The sequence below is a fragment of the Sphingopyxis sp. GW247-27LB genome, from assembly GCF_002277025.1.
GTDB lineage: Bacteria > Pseudomonadota > Alphaproteobacteria > Sphingomonadales > Sphingomonadaceae > Sphingopyxis.
In genome coordinates, this window is record NZ_NIWD01000005.1 from 130588 (window position 1) to 149241 (window position 18654).

Annotated in this window: 13 protein-coding genes and 1 pseudogene; 9 read left to right on the forward strand and 5 right to left on the reverse strand. The window is 59.7% G+C overall.

From position 1 onward, the window contains the following. Window positions 1-46 precede the first annotated feature (46 nt). The 4 genes from CD928_RS05150 (at window position 47) to CD928_RS05165 (ending at window position 6503) form a co-directional block, all read left to right on the forward strand. Window positions 47-664 carry an RNA polymerase sigma factor gene (locus tag CD928_RS05150; protein ID WP_255247045.1) on the forward strand — a complete coding sequence of 206 codons (618 nt, stop codon included), beginning with the start codon at window positions 47-49 and terminating at the stop codon, window positions 662-664. After that, window positions 661-1674 carry a FecR domain-containing protein gene (locus CD928_RS05155; RefSeq protein WP_095385816.1) on the forward strand — a complete coding sequence of 338 codons (1014 nt, stop codon included), beginning with the start codon at window positions 661-663 and terminating at the stop codon, window positions 1672-1674. The genes CD928_RS05150 and CD928_RS05155 overlap by 4 nt, the downstream gene beginning before the upstream one ends. Window positions 1675-1769: 95 nt before the next feature. Continuing rightward, window positions 1770-4310, forward strand: a complete 2541-nt coding sequence (locus CD928_RS05160; protein ID WP_095385921.1) for a TonB-dependent receptor — start codon at window positions 1770-1772, stop codon at window positions 4308-4310. Window positions 4311-4316: 6 nt separating this feature from the next. After that, window positions 4317-6503, forward strand: coding sequence for a prolyl oligopeptidase family serine peptidase (locus CD928_RS05165; RefSeq protein WP_095385818.1), 2187 nt, complete (start codon window positions 4317-4319; stop codon window positions 6501-6503). A 1-nt stretch (window position 6504) separates the two neighbouring features. Here the strand turns inward: CD928_RS05165 and CD928_RS05170 are convergent, their stop codons facing one another. The 4 genes and pseudogenes from CD928_RS05170 to tnpA form a co-directional block, all read right to left on the reverse strand. Beyond that, complete coding sequence (locus CD928_RS05170) at window positions 6505-8226, reverse strand: asparagine synthase-related protein (RefSeq protein ID WP_095385820.1); 1722 nt, start codon at window positions 8224-8226, stop codon at window positions 6505-6507. Further along, complete coding sequence (locus CD928_RS05175) at window positions 8226-8897, reverse strand: lasso peptide biosynthesis B2 protein (protein ID WP_095385823.1); 672 nt, start codon at window positions 8895-8897, stop codon at window positions 8226-8228. Before CD928_RS05175 ends, CD928_RS05170 begins: the two co-directional genes overlap by 1 nt. Before the next feature lie 230 nt (window positions 8898-9127). Beyond that, window positions 9128-9271 carry a hypothetical protein gene (locus CD928_RS23305; protein ID WP_176473460.1) on the reverse strand — a complete coding sequence of 48 codons (144 nt, stop codon included), beginning with the start codon at window positions 9269-9271 and terminating at the stop codon, window positions 9128-9130. Between the two features lie 195 nt (window positions 9272-9466). Then, window positions 9467-9865 (reverse strand): annotated as a pseudogene (gene tnpA, locus CD928_RS05180) (IS200/IS605 family transposase); the annotation flags it as partial. Window positions 9866-10173: 308 nt separating this feature from the next. On the opposite strand from tnpA, the gene CD928_RS05185 reads away from it, so the two are divergent. The 4 genes from CD928_RS05185 (at window position 10174) to CD928_RS05200 (ending at window position 16482) form a co-directional block, all read left to right on the forward strand. After that, window positions 10174-10707 (forward strand): RNA polymerase sigma factor, encoded by a 534-nt coding sequence (locus CD928_RS05185; protein ID WP_255247046.1) that lies wholly within the window; start codon window positions 10174-10176, stop codon window positions 10705-10707. Continuing rightward, window positions 10704-11645, forward strand: a complete 942-nt coding sequence (locus CD928_RS05190) for a FecR domain-containing protein (RefSeq protein ID WP_095385826.1) — start codon at window positions 10704-10706, stop codon at window positions 11643-11645. The genes CD928_RS05185 and CD928_RS05190 overlap by 4 nt, the downstream gene beginning before the upstream one ends. Window positions 11646-11779: 134 nt before the next feature. Then, complete coding sequence (locus tag CD928_RS05195) at window positions 11780-14314, forward strand: TonB-dependent receptor (RefSeq protein WP_176473461.1); 2535 nt, start codon at window positions 11780-11782, stop codon at window positions 14312-14314. Continuing rightward, window positions 14314-16482 carry a prolyl oligopeptidase family serine peptidase gene (locus CD928_RS05200; RefSeq protein WP_095385831.1) on the forward strand — a complete coding sequence of 723 codons (2169 nt, stop codon included), beginning with the start codon at window positions 14314-14316 and terminating at the stop codon, window positions 16480-16482. Before CD928_RS05195 ends, CD928_RS05200 begins: the two co-directional genes overlap by 1 nt. 445 nt (window positions 16483-16927) lie before the next feature. On the opposite strand, the gene CD928_RS05205 is transcribed toward CD928_RS05200, so the two are convergent. Then, window positions 16928-17635: an acyl-homoserine-lactone synthase gene (locus CD928_RS05205; RefSeq protein WP_095385834.1), complete on the reverse strand. Its 708-nt coding sequence runs from the start codon at window positions 17633-17635 to the stop codon at window positions 16928-16930. Between the two features lie 236 nt (window positions 17636-17871). Between CD928_RS05205 and CD928_RS05210 the strand changes: the two genes are divergently transcribed. Beyond that, window positions 17872-18654, forward strand: a complete 783-nt coding sequence (locus CD928_RS05210) for a DUF2285 domain-containing protein (RefSeq protein ID WP_141237092.1) — start codon at window positions 17872-17874, stop codon at window positions 18652-18654.

The following is an 18654-nucleotide window of genomic DNA, read 5'->3' on the forward strand; positions in this document are numbered from 1 at the left end:
GCCCGGCCTCGTCGGAGCATCTGGCTTGCCATATTCAGGCTGACGCGTGCCCTTCCATTCCTTCAAGCGCTTCACTGGCGCGCAGCACCCACGTTCCCGTTCGCCGGCGTGTCGCATCACCGCAGCGACCGTGCCCGAGACGTCGTGCTCGACCGGAGTAGCGCCGGAAGACACGATGGGCCTCGATGAGATGTTCCGCGTCCACGGGCCCAACCTGCTTGGTTATCTACGCCGTCATGCCGGCGACGACGCCGCGGCCGATCTGATGCAGGATGTGTTCGTGCGGGCCGCCGGAAGCCGCCACCGGAACAGCCTCGTGAACCCCGGAGGATTCCTGCGCCGGGTCGCGAAAAATCTGCTGATCGATCGCGCACGCAAGCGCAAGCGCGACAATGTCGTGCTGCTCCCCCTTCAGGAAGAATGGGATGCCATGAGCGCTCCCGAACAGGAACATGGGTTGCAAGTGACTGACGCGCTGAAAGAATATGAGCAGGCCATCAGAACCATGCCCGAGAAGACCCGCCGCGTTTTTCTGATGCGCCGCATCGACGGACTGAGCTATCGCGAGATTCATGAACAGTTGGGAATCAGTATCTCGACCGTAGAATATCATATGGTGCGGGCGCTTGGTCATCTCTCGGACGCTATGGAAATCTATCGATGAACGACAATGAACGGGGCGACGACGAACATGGGTCCATCAATCAGCAAGCCCGCGAATGGGTGGTGCGATTGGATCGGGACAAGAGCCCCGAAACCCGTGCCGAATTTGACGAATGGTTCGACGCATCGCCGGAGCACCGCCGTGAGTTCGAATGGATCGAGAAGATCTATGCCGTCGGCGAGCATCTGAAGGATTCCGAGGAGTTCGGGCTGGACCGTAACGCTCACCCCACGCACCGTTCGCGCTCCCGGCATTGGCTGATGTGGGGAACAGCGGCCGCTGCTGCAGTCGCGGTCCTGATGATCGCGTTCGGCGCGGGCGGCGCTCCCCTCCCCGGGCAGTCCATGTCGGCGCTAGCCGCCGAGCCGCTCGTGACCCAGCGCGGCGAGATCCGCAGTTTCCGACTCTCCGACGGCACAAATGCCACTCTCGATACCGACAGCCGGGTCGAGGTGTCGATGACCGCGACCGAGCGCAGTTTGCATCTCTCGCAAGGGCGAGCGCGCTTTGAAGTCGCGTCAGACGCTCGACCATTCCGGGTGCGGGCCGGCGCCGGCGAAGTCACAGCCTCTCAAGGCGTGCTCGATGTTGCCTATGGCGACGATCAGAACATTACCGTCCGCGTCATCCGCGGCGAGGCCAAGGTCGGTCCCATAGCCCCGGGACCGCAAGCGGCGCCAGCGCAGCCAGCGGATCAGAGTGAAGTGCTTGGCTACAGCGTAACCGACGGTCGTGCTATGTCGGTGCCGCCAGCTGTCGGCGCAAACGCACGCCAAGATTGGCCGAGCGGCTGGGTCCAGCATCGATCGATCCGCCTCGACCAGTTGGTGGCCCAAGCCAATCGCTATTCCGGGAAGCCCATCATCCTTGACGATAACGCCACGGCCGCGTTGATCGCCTCGGGGCGCTTCCAGATCAACAAGACCGATGTCTTCGTAGAGCGGATCGCTGAGTCTCTTAAGCTCCGTATCTCGTACCGCGACGACGGCATTCATCTTCGAAAGCGATAATTTTTTCGGCGACCCACTGCGGGTTGCGAAATCCCTTCGTCAGGCATCCCAGCGACCCGCGCTCAACACGCGCGGGCGGATCACGGATGGGGACAATGACTATGAGGAATTCGCGGCCCGCTTTGGCATTGCTGACTGGAATGGCGGCTTGCGCGGTGCCGACAAGCATCTATGCACAGGAAGCCGAGAGATACAATTTTGACCTTCCCGCGCAGGATCTGGGTGATGCGCTCCTTTCGGTCGCAGCCAAGGCCGGGTGGGAGCTCTACGCTCCAGCAGAAGACCTAACCGGCATCTCCTCTCCCCAGCTTCGGGGCAAATATACGGTCGAGCAAGCTATCGAGCGACTTTTGCGAGGCACCAATCTAGTAGCCCGCTTCGACGACAGAGCCGTTATCATCCGCGGTCGATCAACTGCAGCGACGGCGTCCGAACAGCAGTCGAGTGAAGCTATTATCGTGACAGGCACTCGGATCGAAGGCGCGCCACCCGCCGCGCCAGTGATCAGAATTTCGAGCGAGGACATCCGGAACGCAGGTCAATCCGATCTCGGCGAGGTTGCTCGCAGCCTGCCGCAGAATTTCGGCGGCGGGCAGAACCCGGGCGTCGGCAGCGGCCAGGGAAATTTCAATGAGAACGTAAACGTCAACGGCGCATCGACCTTCAATTTGCGCGGTGTCGGTTCCAACGCCACGCTCACCCTGCTTAACGGCAACCGCTTCAGCTATACTGGGACAAGCAGCGTCGTCGATGTAAGTGCGATCCCTGTTTCTGCCGTCGAACGCGTCGAGATCGTCGCGGACGGAGCCTCAGCAATTTACGGTGCCGATGCGGTTGCTGGAGTCGTCAACATACTGCTCCGCAAGGATTATGAGGGCGTTTCTACCAGCGGCCGTATTGGCGGGTCGACCGATGGGGGCAATTTCCAGCAGCAGTACAATATCCTCGGCGGCGCGAAATGGTCTAGCGGTGGCTTCCTGGCGACTTACGACTATTTCGAGAACGATGCGATTTTCGCCGGCGATCGGGCCTACACGCGCGCGAACAACCCCGACAGTTCCAGCTATCCCGCACTGCATCGCCACAGCCTACTTCTGAGCGGACATCAGGAATTGTCGTCGAGCCTGAACTTCCAGGCTGACATTATCTACAAACGAGGGGCGATGCGCAGTGTGCGTGGGATCTTCGTTGACAGGCCGATCAGTGCGCGCGGTCTCGATGTTCACACCAAATTCGAAAGTTTCGGCGTCGCGCCTGTGATGGAAGTCGAACTCGGCGGCGATTGGCGGGCGCGCATTGCGGGGTTCTATGGCACTGATACGACGGACGGCGTCACTCGTTCGTTCACGAACGGCGTCGAAACGCCTATTTATCGCCGCTATGCAAACCGCAATCTGGCACTCGAGGCTGGCCTTCAGGGACCGATCGTGGAACTGCCAGCCGGCGATTTACGTCTCGCCATCGGTGGCGGTGTTCGCGGCAATCGCTTTACGGTCGCGGTTGCCGGAACCAACTATGCGGCCAGTCGCAAAAACAGCTTCGCGTACGGGGAGGTATTCGTCCCGCTCGCCAGCCCGGCCCAGAATATAGCGTTTCTGCATCGGGCCTCGCTGACCGCCGCAGTGCGATGGGAGGACTACTCGGATTCCGGCAGCATTGTCATACCGAAGCTAGGCGTCCTTTATGAGCCGGCAGAGGAACTGACGCTCGGTCTGTCTTGGGGACGCTCGTTCAAAATGCCGACCCTCAAGCAGCAATATGACGGCTATTCTGCGGTTCTCCTGCCAATCGTCGGCTACGGAGATCAGTTTCCCGCGGGCACGAACTACCTCTATCTCGTCGGATCTGACCCGGATATGAAGCCAGAACGATCGGAAAACTGGACGTTTAGCGCCACTTTTCGACCGTCGGCCCGACTCGAGATCGTTACCAGCTTTTTCCGCATCGACTATCGCGGCCGCGTTGCTCCTCCTTTCGGGTCGCCGATCGGAGTTTTGACCAACCCGCTCTATGCCGACCTCATGACAAACAATCCTTCGGCAGCGATGCTGGAAGGGCTGATTGCGGGCGCCAGCGAGCCGCTGCAGAACGCAACGAGCGGCTCCTATAGCCCCGCGAACGTCATCGTTCTGGTCGATGGCCGAGATCGCAATATCGCGCGGCAACGATACGAGGGTGTCGACCTGTCACTTCGCTATCATGCGCCGCTGGGGGGAGGCCGCTCGCTGACGGCCACTGCATCTGCGAGCTGGCTCGATAGCCGCCAGACGTTGCTGCCGGGGCTTCCAACGACGGACCTCTCGGGGAATATTTTCAATCCGCCACATTTCCGCGCGCGGGGCGGGGTAAGTTACGACAGCGAGAATTTTACCCTTTCCTCGTTCATCAATTATGCTGGCGGCGTGACTGACCGGCGACGTGCTGTTCCGGCGGAGATTTCGCCCGTCGCTACCTTCGATCTGACGGGCCGATACCGACTAGGCGATCTCGCAGAAATCTCGATCAGCGCGCTGAATCTCTTCAACGCCAAGCCGGACGCGATTTATGTCGCCTCCGCGGGTGATACGGCGTTCGACAGCACAAATTACTCGCCTGTGGGCCGTTTCGTCGGCGTGACAATTCGTCGCGACTGGTAAGAGGCAATGCGAGATTCCTGCGCCTTCTGCGCTGCTACCCTGGCGGTGTTCTTCGTTCCGGCTTCATTTGCGGCGGATGTCGCGCCTGCGAGAAGCTGGATGCTTGAAGATATTCTCCTCGCCCCGAACGTCACCGAGATTGCCCTGTCGGGTGATCGCCAGCTCGGCCTATATTCGGTGGAAACCGCCGATATCGCCAACAACGAACCGCAAGCGTCTCTACGCATCGTGAATATGGTCGACGGCGCGCAGCGAGAGCTGCTCCGAGCGCGTTCGATCAAACTCATCAAGCGCATTCCGAAAAGCGACGCCTGGAGTGGACTGCTCGATATAGGCGCGGGGCAACAGCTATACAGAATTGAACGGTCCGGTGCGATCACACCCATCCTCATCAACGAGACGACGGTTTTGACGGGGCGTGCGGACATGGCGCTCTCCAAGGTCGGCAGCGAGCCGCCTCGGCAAGTCGGGGTACTTGCCTATGACTGGTCGCCGAATGGCCAACAGCTTTGGTACTCTCTGCTTAAGCCTGTCCTGAGTGCCGCGCGCATAAAGTTCGATGATGAAGTCCTCGGTGAACGCAATCGGCAACGGTCGCATATCGAGGCATCGGTAGAATTTCATCTTCGCGGATCGGAAGGCGACGACAGATCCATTATGACGCGACCTTCGACGGATCGCATGGCGCTTCTTTTTGGAGGCAATGTCGTTTGGCAGGGTGACGAAGTACAATTCCGCGTCGAGACCGGAGACGGGACTGCGGGTTCGGCGTTCGAAACGCGTGCATGGAATCGAAAAAATGGGGTGCTGCGCGTTCTCGGGACCGAGCGCGACGTGATGACCGCTTGGCTTCTCAAGGGACCGCGCGGCGGCGCGCTTTCGACTACCGACGTCGGCGAGACGCTGGAACTCGTCGAGCGCCTTCCGAGTGGCAAGCCATACAGCTATGGTGACGTCCGCTTCTCCATTGGCGATCCTCGGTCGGCGGGTTTCCGGCGTTCAAAAGACGGCAAGCGTGTCGTGGTGGGAACGCGAACCATAGAGAATCCTCGTTACGGGCTAGCGGTGATCGACGGGAAAGGTGTGCATCAGATCGGAAGCGATGTCAGCCTTACCCGATGCGATTTTGACGACGATGTTGCGATCGGCTTTTGCGTCCGCGAGGGGGTAACCTACGCGCCCGATTTGGTGAGGGTGGACCTAAAAAGGGGCGACATTGCCCGGATCGCGTCGGTTTCTCCGCAGCATGAGGCAATCGCTCCGCTGACGGCTAGACCGCGCACATGGGTAAATCGACTTGGCTACAAAGCTACGGGGTTCGTGATCTTTCCGCGACATTATGTCGTGGGACGTCGCTATCCGGCAATCGTGGTGACGCACGGCAGCGATGCTGACGAGCGCTTTGCAAATATCGGAATGCAGTGGAATTATCCCGTGCAGCTGTTTGCCGAGCGGGGTTATGTCGTCCTCCTCATCAATGATCCCTCTCCGCGACAGAAATCGGAACTCTGGGCCGCCTACGATGCTTGGACGCTCGACAAGGGTCCGCCATCGCCCGAAGAGGTGCAGCGCCTCATTTGGGTGAATGGCGTGTACAGTTTCGAGGACGCGGTGCGGGAAATGGGCAACGAAGGGCTGGTCGATCTCGACAGAATCGGTATTGCGGGCTTCAGCCGTGGTTCCCAGATGGTCAATGTGGCGCTCACACATTCGAAGATGTTTCGCGCGGCGTCCGGCGGTGATGGCAGTTTTCTCGACCCTTATTCCTACCCGAACCCAATGCTCGGCTATAATGCCATCTTCGGAGGCTCCCCCTTTGGCGAGCATATCGATCAGTACCGCAGCTTTTCGCCTTCACTGAATGCTGAAAAGGTTTGCGCACCGTTGCTTCAGCAGATGGCCTCGCCGATGGGGGGCGCTCTGAACCTATACACGGCGCTCCGCCAACACTCCGTCCCTGCCCAGATCACCTACTATCCGGGCGAGAGTTCCGCCTCGGATGAAACGCATGTTTTTCACATCCCGTCCAACCGCCTCCTGGCAATGCGCGAAAACCTCGCTTGGTTCGATTATTGGTTGTTGGGTCGCCGCGATGTCGGCGCCCCTTTCCCGGGACGTCTAGCCCTTTGGGATCAAATGGCTCAAAATCCGAAATGGGCTTGCGGAACGCCGGCCACCGATCTCGATCACTGAATCAGCTATCGTTCCAGTGACGTGCCCAGCTTTCCGCCGCGGCAAATTCGAGGAGACGCTGTATGCGTTCGGCGCCGCGCCAGCTTGGATCGTCCGGTTCGTCCAGAAGCTTGGTATCGATTATCCCCTCGGCGGCAAGGTGACCATTCCGCAGAAGTGCGTGTATTCTCTCTCTATTGGCTCGATATATGGCAAAGCTGAACCCGCTCGGGCCTCCCTTGTGGACTCGCGTCGCAATCATCGGCGGGAGGCGATCTGAAAACGCTGAACGTGCGACGGATCGATTTATTCCATTCGTGATCCACATCCAGGTGGGAATGGAAAGACATAGTTCTACGACGGGCTGGGATAGGAGCGGCGCGATATGAGGCGGGGCTTCGGCGCGCGGATAGAGCTCAAGGCTCCGATGGGCGCGCATCAAGAACGCCACATGGCTTGTCTTTCCAGGCAAAGATTCCTCAGGCGCGACCAGCCAGGGATGGCGCTTGTCGGAGCGTTCCATCCGAGCAACAAAGTGCGATCGCAGCCCGCTCGTGTTGTGGCGGACATTATGGCGCCCTCCGTCACGGCGATATTTGTTCCACGCGTAGCGGAGGATTGTCGGAATGTCGGCACCGGTCACGCCGCTCAGATCGCGCAGCGTGGCGGCCAATGCGAGGCGGGGACCTTCAGCTATGACACGGTCTAGTAAAGGAGTCGGGCTGTAAAGACTGCAAAAGATCCCGTCCCCACCGTTGCCGGAAAAATGAGCCCCGACGGCATTCGCGGTGCGGAAGCGGCTATGCATCGCGGCGATTGCTTGTTTGAAGTGATAGGCGTTCGGCCAAGGATGGTGCGACGCCGGCGCCTGATCGATATCGATATCATCGAGAGCGAGCGAACATTCGTGGAGCGTAAGGCCGAGTGACTCGGTCACCGCGCGCGCATAGTGCCGTTCGTCGCCATCGCGATCGGGTCCGACATGTGTCAGACAGGTAATCTTCGAACTCAGAGGCGCGGCGGCTGCCGCTACGATCGAAGAATCAAGCCCCCCCGAAATGTCGAGCAATGCACGAGGAAAACAGTCAACCCACGCCGCCACGCAATCGCAGATCGTATCGCGCAACCGTGCAGCATTATCAGCGAAATCCATTCCATTCGGCGCGACGTGGCTCCAGGGTGACCACCAGCTCTCAATCGTGACTTTGCCGTCGGCGACGATGAGGCATTCACCCGCGACCAATTCCTCGATTCCGGTCACGCAGGTCCGTCGAGTGGGTGCATCAATGCCTGCGAGAAGGCGTCCTATCTCATCGAGGTCGGCTCGGTCGTTTGCCGGTGAGGCCAGTGCGGTGATGTCCGATGCCAGAGTGACACCATCGGAGTCGCGGCGATAGTAGCACGGACGCGCGCCCGACGGATCACGCAATATCATCGCCCGGCCCTCACCATCCGCTTGGATCAGCAGATACCCGCCCCAAAAATCTCTCAAGAGTGAACGGCCGCCGGTTGCTCGAAATCGATCGAGCACCGCATCGGGAATTCTCGACACCCGTCGGCTCGGCGGGCCGCGCGTGAAGAGATGACCAATGATCCACGCATCTTCGCTTATCTCGAGGATCGGCTCGTTCGACCAGACCCTCATTCCGGCCCGTTCAAAACTAACTCGGAGGTCCGCATCGTGCGCGCTCAGCGCCACGCTCTTGGCCGACGAGCCTAGCTGGATGCGATATCCGCCCGCCATCACGCGGCCAAGATCGGCTCGAAAGAGAGGACGAAGTCGAGAGTGTCCGTGAGAACTACGTCGCCTGCCTGCACCCAGCAATGCGCTGCAAAAGGCATGGTGACGCCGAATACCAATGAGGCTGCACACCCTCTGCGCATGAGAAGACGTCTCATCGCGATCCCGCGCACTAGGCATTGGTCGATTGCGGGCGCATAGCGGCGCGCGCGCACGAAACCTGCGGCGACGTCGCGGCATGCGGTCATCGAGATGCCTCGGGTGCTCACTTGCGCTGCCGCTAGGTCATCGACGATTTCAAGCATGCGTCGCCGCTTGATGTCCACGCGAGCTCGACGCTGAGCGCAGATGCTGGCAACGGTTGTGGAAAATTTGCCGCGCGGAAGGGCCGCGTTTAGCAGGCTTGACCGGGCCGGCGGAATTGGTTCCGGCTTGTGGCTCGCGCGTTCGGGTGCGAGAATGTCGCGCTCCGTTAGCCAGTCGAGGTCCGATGGTTCCGGTTCGCCAGCGACATAGCGCGCAAAACATTCAGCCGGTCGATCACGGAGGAGGAAGTAACGATCAGAAACGAGATCGAGGAATATGAAATCCCCTCCGATGCATCGATAGTAAAGTCCGCGGCGGACGCCGAACTGGCTTGCTTGACGAAAATCTTCGTCCTTATGAACCTTCATCGCCGTGGTTCCGATTCAATCTGCGGAAAGCAGGCCGACAATGAGATAGCGTTGCCCGGTCTCAGTTTCGAGGGCGCCGACTACGGAAACTCCGGTCGTTTCAGACGCTATCGAGCCGAGGTTGATGGGTTCGCCTTTGTGCAGTTCCAGGAGATGCAAGGCATTTCTCCTCAATTGCCTTGGAAGCGCTGCAAAATGCGGCGCACAGATTTCCGTGCGCCGCACTTTCGTCAGTCGTCGCTGAGGATGCCGGCGAAGACGTAGCGATCACCGGTCTCCTCGTCGAGGCGACCGAGACCACCGATGCCTTGCGTTTCTTCGGTGATGGCGCCGAGATCGATCGCAACGTCATCGATATGTTCATAGACTTTCATGACACTTCCTTTCCTTGATTGCGACCAAGCGTGAGTCGCTGGAAAAAGTTATGCCTCTGTGAAGAAACGATCTATTTTATAATCCAATTATAATCGGATTATAATCGCCGGCCATTCAGCGCGGGCGCTTTGCCTCCTGCTATCTGAATGACTGACCGGCTGACGCCGGTAGGACCAAGCGGAGGGGCTGAAGCCGTTTTTGTGGGTGTGTCGGTCGAGATAGCGGTTGATGATGTCATCGGTGATGTTGCCGGAGGTGGTTGAGAAGTAGCCCCTGCCCCAGAAGCGCTGGCCCCAGTAGCGTTTGCGGATATGCTCGAACTCCTGCTGGATCTTGCGCGAGGACCGGCCCTTTGCCCGGCGGACGAAGTCGCTGACCGAGATGTGCGGCGGGATTTCGACGAACATATGGACGTGGTCGCGCGACAGCACGCCATTGACGTTGGTCACCCCCAACTCGTCGCAAACCTGCTTGATGATCTCACGAACCCTGAGCCGTACCTCGCCATGCAGCACCTTGAACCGATATTTCGGTGCCCAGACGATATGATAGCGATGGTGAAAAGTCGTGTGACAACCCTTGCTGTAGCCCATAGCCTGTAACCTCGGAAAAATGAGACTCGACGCCCTTCGGGCTGTCTCATTTTTCCGAGGTTACAGGCTATCGCGCGAGTCGAACGGCTGAAGCCAGTATCCGACTGAAGTCGGAGGGGTTCCTCCCCAAGTGGGACTCTAAACGAATTTGGTCGGCCCGATCGATTTCGAAAATAATCTCGTGCATTTCCTAGGAAGCACTTGGCTCGTGTCTCTAACGGTATGGGGTGGAATACGAGCAGCGGACTAAGGAGGTCGGCACGTCCGAAGGATTGAACAGCGATCGGCGTCGACTGATAGCCGCGTGGGTGGGTGAGAAGATCATGCCCCATGAAGCCAGCGTGCGCGCGTGGCTGAGGCGAATGAAAGTTTCTGCCGACGACCTCGACGATTTGATCCAAGAAAGCTATTGCAAGCTCGCCGGATTAGACAGCGTCGATCATATCCACCGTCCAGACGCTTATTTCTTCTCGATCGCACGCAACCTACTACTCCGCCGTCTGCGGCGTTCTTCCGTGGTATCGATCACCGCAATTGCCGAGATCGAGGCCTTCGACGACGGCAGACCGTCGCCTGAACGGGAGGTTGCCGCACGCAAGGATTATGAGCGCGTGCGTGCCCTAATCGCTCAGCTTCCCGAGCGTTGTCGGCAAGTCTTCGAGATGCGAAAGCTCCAAGGGGCCTCACAGCGCGAAATCGCCCATAGAATCGGCATTAGCGAGGGCATGGTCGAGTATCACGTCTACGAAGGCACCAAGGCGATCGTACGTGCCATGCGTCGGCAAGATGAGGAAGCGGAAGTGCGAGCAGAGGAATTAAATCGCGGAAAGCTTTCGCCATGACTCGCGAGACTGCTTCCCAAATCGAGGATGCCGCGGCTCGCTGGGCAGCGCGTCTGGATGCCGGTCAATTGCGGGCCGACGACGAACGCGAGCTTACCATATGGCTGGCGAATGACGATCGCCGCAAGGGTGCCCTTCTGCAAGCACAGGCCGCGCTGTCGATGCTCGATCTCGATGAGGCCGTCAACAAACCAACGGCACAATCGATCAATATTACCCGGCGCTGGATGCTTGGGGGGGCGGCTGCGGCCGTTGCAGCGTCCGCAGGCTTTGCACCCCATGCCCCCGGCACGATCTATCGGACGCAGATTGGCGAAATTCGGCGCGTGCCACTTTCCGACGGCTCAACCGCCGCGATCAATACCGACAGTATCGTGGCGATCGATCTCCACGAAAAGGAACGCCTCGTGCGGCTGGATCGGGGTGAAGCGTGGTTTCAAGTAGCGAAGGATCGGACACGTCCGTTCCTTGTTGAAGCTGGCCGCGTTCGCGTTCTTGCCGTGGGAACCGCTTTTTCAGTCAGGCGATCGCAGGATGGCGTCGACGTTCTGGTGACTGAAGGCGTGGTCGAAGCGTGGGCGACCGGTGTCGAACAGCACAGGGTACGCATTGCGGCTGGCTCCAACGCATTTATCGGCGACGACGCCGCGATCCGACAATCCCTTCCTGAGGGATCAAGCATCGACCGCGCGCTGGCATGGCGCAGCGGAAAAATTGATCTTGAGGGACAACCACTCAGCGAAGCAGTGGCCGAATTCAATCGCTACAATCGCCGCAAGCTCGAAGTCGTCGATCCGACGCTTGCGAAAGAGCAATTCGATGGCGTGTTTCGGACCGACGATCCAGCTGGATTTGCCGCGGTTGTCCAGACCGCACTTGGGGTTCCCATCGATCTGTCTGACGCTGACCGCATAGAGATCGGTAGCCCGCGCCGGTAATCTTTTCGGGCGCTCCTAGGAAATTCCGGCCTGGGGACTCTTTCGTTCGACAGCAAATCAATCGAGGGGAGAGTTTCGTGATATTCAGGGGATCGGCACAACATGTTTTGATGGCCTCAGTTGCGGCTGGATGCGTGGCAGCGGCATCGCCCGCTGCTGCACAGACGAAGACCTTCGACATCGCCGCACAACCGGCCGCCACCGGCATTTCGACGCTCGGGCGCCAGGCAGATGTCCAGATTGCGGCCTCACGAAGAGTCACGAAGGGCAAGCGGACGAATGCGGTTCGAGGGACGATGACGGTCGAGAAGGCCTTGCAACAACTCCTTGACCGCACCGGTTTGATCGCCCGCAGAACTGGACCTGCAACATTTGCCGTTATTGCGGCAGGACCAACTGAACTACTCGATTCTGCCGGGGAAAGCTCGACGTCATTCGAGGGCCGCCCAACCGATCAGCGCGCATTGGAAGAGAACGACCCGATCATTGTGACGGGCACTCGAATCGAAGGCGGGCCGCCATCGGCCCCAGTGATCCAAATTTCTAGCGAAGACATACGGAACGCGGGTCAATCCGATCTCGGCGAGGTCGCGCGCAGTCTGCCGCAGAGCTTCGGAGGTGGGCAAAATCCGGGCATCGGCAACACTCAGGGCGCGCCCAATGAAAATGCCAACGTCAATGGCGCCTCGACATTCAATTTGCGCGGCATCGGGTCGAATGCCACCTTAACGCTGCTTAACGGCAACCGCTTCGCATACACCGGCGTCTCGTCGGTGCTCGATGTGAGCGCGATCCCGGTCGCGGCGGTCGAACGGATCGAGATCGTCCCCGATGGGGCTTCAGCGATCTATGGTGCTGACGCGGTCGCGGGCGTTGTCAATATCTTGCTCAAGCGCGATTATGATGGCGTGTCGGCGATGGCCCGCGTCGGGGCATCGACCGAGGGCGGAAACACGCAGCAGCAATATGGGCTGCTTGGTGGCAAGACCTGGTCTTCGGGCAGCTTGCTGGCTGCTTATGACTACAGCCAGGCATCGGCAGTCCACGCCGGCGATCGAAGCTATGCGACCGCCAACAACCCCGAGACGACGCTTTTTCCCCGCACTTGGAGGCACTCGGTCCTAGTGAGCGGGCACCAAGCCCTCGGCCCCGACATCACACTCGCGGCTGACCTACTCTACAAGAAAAGCCGGATTCACTCGGTCACCGGCTATGATCTGGTGCTCGCGCCCAACGTGAATGGCATCGACAATTTCAGTAGCTCGGAGATATTCGGCATCGCGCCGAGCCTCACGGCCGAACTCGGGGGAGATTGGCGGTTCAAAGCGAGTGGATTCTTCGGCACCGATCGCACTGGTGGATACGCCGATATTTATGTCGGCGGTGCGCTGGCGCGCCATAACGACAAGCATTTTTTCAATCGGAACCTAGCTCTCGAAGCAGGCATGGAAGGTTCCTTGACTGAGCTTCCGGCCGGTGCGCTCAGCGTCGCATTCGGGGCAGGCGTCCGGCGGCAGGACTTCTTTGGGATCTTGCCCTTCAATGACATAGACCGGCGCCGGGATAATCTTTTCGCATATGGTGAGTTGCTCGTACCGCTCGCCTCTCCCGCGCAAGCGACTGACGGCTTGCACCGATTGGCGCTGACCGGTGCGTTGCGCTTCGAGGATTATTCAGATGCGGCGAGCATCGTGACCCCGAAGCTCGGCATCATCTGGGAGCCGGTAGCCATCTTGCGCCTAGGGGCCTCGTGGGGGCGCTCATTCAAAATGCCGACGCTCTATCAGCAATATGGCGGCTATTATTCGGTGCTAGCGCGCGCCGCGCGTTATGGCACCGGCTATCCGGCCAACGCGACTGTTCTCATCGCCTCCGGTCCCGACAGTCGCCTTGGCCCCGAGCGTTCCGAGAATCTGACGCTCAGCGCGCAGCTGACGCCGACGCGCGGCCTCGAACTCACGGCAGCGTGGTACCAAATCGACTATAGCGACCGCGTCGCGGCTCCCACCGCCTCGCTCGTAGGAGTGCTCGACAATCCGCTTTACGCTGGCCTGGTGACGCTCAACCCGGACCCGGCCGATCTGGCGGTGATATTCAATGGATCGGTGCTGGGTCTCGAAAACAGTAGCGGACTCCCCTATGATCCCGCGAACGTCGTCGCCTTTATCGACTCACGCACCCGCAATATCGCGCGCCAACGCTATTCGGGCCTCGACTTGTCGGTCCGCTATCGCACTGCCATCAGCGGCGACCGGGAGCTCTCGCTTTCGGCGGCCGGTAGTTTCCTCAGAAGCCGCCAGCAGCTCATTTCTGGGGCTCCTTGGACGCGACTCGCAGCCACCATCTTCCACCCGCCGCATTTCCGTGGACGGGCCGGACTGACCTATGGCGGCGATCGCTACAGCTTTTCCGCCTTCGTCAATCATATGAGCGGTCTCGACGACGACCGCCAGATCGTGACCGTGCGTATTCCGTCCTATTCGACGGTTGACCTCACAGTGCGTGTCCGGATCGGCCGCAGATTTGACATATCACTCGCAGCTCTCAATTTATTTGATGCGAAGCCGACACCCATCAGCACTGCATCGCCGTTCGACACGCCGTTCGATACGACTAATTACTCGGCAGTGGGCCGATTTGTCGGCTTAACGCTGCGGCAAGAGTGGTGATGATGATGGCGAAGTCCGTCACCGGCACCTTGGCGGCCGCGCTGGCAATAGCAACCCCCGTCGTAGCAGAGCCTCTCCGCCACTGGACATTGCAGGATCTGCTCAGCATTCCCGAAGTTCGTGCGCTTTCTCTGTCCGCCGACGGTCGCACCGCGCTGTATGTCGTGCGCGTTGCAGACATGAGAAACGATCGCGTGGTTGCCGTGTTGCGGCGCGTCGAACTCAAGAGTGGCGCGACGCGCGACATGCTGCGTGTCCGATGGATCGACCAGCTCCGCCGCATCCCCGGCGAGGATGCGTGGAGTGCCCTGATTGACAAAGGTGATGGCGTGCAGCTCTACCGCCTTACGGCGGACGGCACGATTGCGCCCCTTGTGGTGCATCCCGCGACGGCAATCTTCGGGGATGCGGAAGGGGCGATTTATCCGGGATATGGTCATGCGCCGCTCGCGACAGGCGTGAGGGCGCATGACTGGTCGCCCGATGGAAAACGGCTGTTTTATGTCGTGCTCGATGCGGCACCGCGTTCCTCCAAGGTTCGTCATGGTGAGCAGGTCGTCATTGAGCGTGCGCGACGGCGCGCGCCTGGGACAGCGACCGCGTCGATCTACTTGCGATCGAATGGACAGGATTCGCTCATCGCTACACGCCCGCAAAGTGATCTCTCTACATTTTTCGCCCGAAGTTTCGTCCGGTGGAAACCCGGTGCTGTCCTCTTCGACGTGACCGAAGTTGACGCCGCGGACCGATCGCACGTGATGACATTGGCATGGTCCTTTAAGGACAAGGACACCCGGGCCGTCGGGTCGTCTGCCGACAGCGCCGAAGCGTTCGGCCCGCACGGTGGGCAGCTATCGTCAGAAGGCTTTGGAGAGCGCCGTGAACTAGTCGAGACCGTGGCGGGAGGCGAAACGCACAGCTATGGCCGCGTCGCTTTTGCTCTTGATGGCCGCGCTGTGAGCAGATTCCGTTCTGCGGACGGCAAGCGAACGATCGTGGGCATCCGGACGATCGAAAATCCACGCTTCGGCCTCGCGGTGCTCGATGCAAAGAAAATACGCAGGATCGGTGGCGCGCTCAGTCTCAATAATTGCGACTTCACGCCATCGCTGGGCAGGGGCGCGTGCATCGCCCAGAGCCAGACGCAACCTCCGACAGTCGTCGAAATCAACGTCGCGTCTGGACAGATCAGACGCATCGCTTCGGTATCGCCGAAGCACGAGCAGCTCGCCCCTTTGCAGATCGAACCGCGCACGTGGACCAACCGTCATGGCTACAAGGCGACGGGTTACATCGTCTGGCCTCGCGGCTATGATGAAGACCGACACTACCCCGCGATCGTCATCACGCACGGAACTGATGCCGACCAGCGCTTCGCCAATCGCGAGAATCAGTGGGAATATCCGGCCCAACTATTCGCCGAGCGGGGCTACGTAGTGTTGCTCATTAACGATTACAGCGCGCGTGAAAATGCGGAAGTCTGGTCCGCGCGCCAAGCCTGGATAAACGAAACGAAGTCGGTCGCCCCCGAGACGATGCGCCGGATGATTTGGCTCAATGGGGTGGCGAGCTATGAAGACGCGGTCATGGAACTTGTCAATGCTGGTGTCATCGATCGCGAGCGGGTCGGAATCGCTGGGTACAGTAGAGGCTCCCAAATGGTAAATGTCACCATCACCAACTCGACTCTGTTTCGCGCCGCGTCGAGCGGTGACGGCGGCTATCTCGAACCGGCCTTCTACCCTGACGTTGCCGGTTCTTATGATGCGGTTTTCGGAGGCCCCCCCACCGATCTGGCGGCGTTGGTCCATTATCGCCAGCTGTCGCCATCGCTTCGCGCCGAAAAGGTTTGCGCAGCTGTACTGCAACAAGTTGCGGCCCCCCTTGTTCCGTCGATCGATTTTCACACCGCGCTTCGGAAGGCCAGCGTCCCCGCGGAGCTCAGCCTCTATCCGGGCGAGGATGCCGCGTCGGACGAAACACATATCTTCCATATCCCTTCGAACCGTCTCGGCGCCATGCAGGAGAATATCGCCTGGTTCGACTATTGGCTCCTCGGCAAGCGGGATTCGACCTCGCCTGTTGCCGATCGCTATACGGTGTGGGACAAGATGCGCGATGAAGCGCAGCCGCGTTGCAATGGGGCGCGGCTCCCGCTTGAAGGTTAGGACAGATGTGCGTTGCCTTCGTCTTACCAGCACACTCAAGCTTCGGCAGCGGAAAAGCCAAGAGACGCCGATGTCGGTCGAATTTGCCGGTTCCATGACACTCCAATGAATGGGATGTCCCCATTTCCATCGGCTAATGCGGTGAAGGCAGTTCGGATACTCTCGCTCCTGACGGCCCCAGTCGATTCTGCGACACCCTCCTTCGTGCCGAAACGTCCGGCACAATTCCGCGCGCGAGAATATGATCTGCGCGTGGCGCCACGCTGGTTAGGCCGAAAAATAAAGTTGTCACTAAACCAACAACAAAAATGTGACCGAGCTATTGGAAACGCGCGTTGGGATCGCGTACCGGAGCCTTTAGCCAAAGCCTGAACATTCGCACCGGAACCCGGTCACGCGCTTTTAAAGAAAGCGCGACAATATAGTGATAAATCTATCTGTTCTTTCAAGGAGAACTGTAACCGGAATCGGTTATATTTCGAGACAGCGCCCTCTTGAACGCCGCCCCATGTTGTCGATGATTGGCTGACGAAATGCACGCCACATGGGCCGCCGCGCACGGTTCCGGTCGGAAGAGGCGAGACCCGCTCGCTATAAAGTTCGCGCGGGTCGCGGGATCAATTTCGATCCCGAGCACTGTAAATGCCCGTCCGCCATGATCTTGTGTTGAGCCGAGCCGCCTGCACTTCCAGCCGAAATTGGCAATCCATGATGTGTGTTCGGGGTGCGCGATGATCGTGTAAGTTTGAACCCCGGCTTCGACGGCGAACTTCGCCAGACCGAACAGCAACATTTCGCGAACTTCACGGTTTCGTTCGCTGCCCTCCGGGAATGACGAACAAATTCGGGTTATCTCCCAGAGGTCGCGCCCCTTCGGAACAATCCCTTCGACAAGATGCGGACAAGCGGACTCGATCGGAGACGGCCTGATAGTGTGGAGCAGGCGCGCTGAGGCTAGATGCTGATCGTCTTGATCGACAACGATCAGGTAGGTTGCGTGCCCATCATCGAACTGGTCGACTTCGTAGAGACCGGCCAGGACGGGCAAATTCCAGCCCAGCTCATCGACGAAGTAGCGCTTGCGCGCCTCGAACATCGAGCGGAGCGCAACATGCTCGCGCGTCCGATTGGAGCGGTCGATCATCTTGAGCATGGACTGCCTCCCTTGGCGAAGAAAGGCATTCCAATTGAACCGGAAAATCGCAGCGCGCTATAGCAAGAAGGGGGGTGTCGGGCCGGCGCGCCAAGCATAGATATTTCGCGCGGTGGGGGGGGGGCGCTTCGCTGCCTTGCACCGTCTTGTTTCGGAACGCATTCGGCTGACAACTCGGGCGGGCGTGCCTATCCAAATTGCATGGGGTCGCTAAAGCCAAATCACGAACTGTCAGAGTGAAGGGGCTGGACGGCGATCCCGGACCGGCACCTCAAGTGCCGGATTGGCTTCTGGCCAGCGAATATGCCCCGTTGCTGTTTGCCGATCGGCGCAGTTTCGCATGGGAATGGCTCAGGCGCAGCGCGCCCTATCGCGCGGCATGGCGGGATCGGGAAGTTGGTGAGATTGTCCCCTCTGACTTCGGGCTGATGAGACTCGAGGACCCGGATCTTGCGACGCCATATGCTCGACCAATATGGACGCCGGCGCTTGATCCCAGGGTGCTCCGTAGTAAGGCGGCTGACCATCAACCCGCGTCTGAATCCAACCTCCTCGATATCCGAGACCTTGCGGACTATGTGTCGGTCGCCGTCGACGAAACCAATGCGGAACACTGGCTCCTCTCAGACGGGCATTGGGTGATCAGGCTCGATCTCCACGACGGGACGCTACTCGGTGGCCCGCTGTTTCTGGATTATCAGATCGGAGGTCTAGTGGACACGGGACCGAAAATCTCCGCGCTGCAGCAACTCGTCGCACTGGCGACCGGCGGCGAATTGCCTACGTCCCTTAAGCCGCGCGAGACCCGGGCGCCGCGGTGGATATTGGAACTGCGAACAGCGGACGCGATCGCCGCGGGAGCGGCCCAGCAAGAGATCGCTCAGGCCTTCTTCGGTTCCGCTGTCGCGCCGGAGCGGTGGCGCAAAGAAAGCTCACCGTACCGGTCGCGCGTGCAGCGCCTGGTCAAGGCCGCCCAGCGCCGCCTTGCCGACCCGTTATGCGGGCCATGGTTTTCATGA

Bases quoted from the DNA above. Each gene is read 5' to 3' on its own strand.
- CD928_RS05190 (WP_095385826.1), top strand. From the start codon at position 10,704: ATGACTCGCGAGACTGCTTCCCAAATCGAGGATGCCGCGGCTCGCTGG.
- CD928_RS05160 (WP_095385921.1), top strand. From the start codon at position 1,770: ATGACTATGAGGAATTCGCGGCCCGCTTTGGCATTGCTGACTGGAATG.
- CD928_RS23305 (WP_176473460.1), bottom strand. From the start codon at position 9,271: ATGAAAGTCTATGAACATATCGATGACGTTGCGATCGATCTCGGCGCC.
- CD928_RS05165 (WP_095385818.1), top strand. From the start codon at position 4,317: ATGCGAGATTCCTGCGCCTTCTGCGCTGCTACCCTGGCGGTGTTCTTC.
- CD928_RS05155 (WP_095385816.1), top strand. From the start codon at position 661: ATGAACGACAATGAACGGGGCGACGACGAACATGGGTCCATCAATCAG.
- CD928_RS05200 (WP_095385831.1), top strand. From the start codon at position 14,314: ATGATGATGGCGAAGTCCGTCACCGGCACCTTGGCGGCCGCGCTGGCA.
- CD928_RS05170 (WP_095385820.1), bottom strand. From the start codon at position 8,226: ATGGCGGGCGGATATCGCATCCAGCTAGGCTCGTCGGCCAAGAGCGTG.
- CD928_RS05205 (WP_095385834.1), bottom strand. From the start codon at position 17,635: ATGCTCAAGATGATCGACCGCTCCAATCGGACGCGCGAGCATGTTGCG.
- CD928_RS05175 (WP_095385823.1), bottom strand. From the start codon at position 8,897: ATGAAGGTTCATAAGGACGAAGATTTTCGTCAAGCAAGCCAGTTCGGC.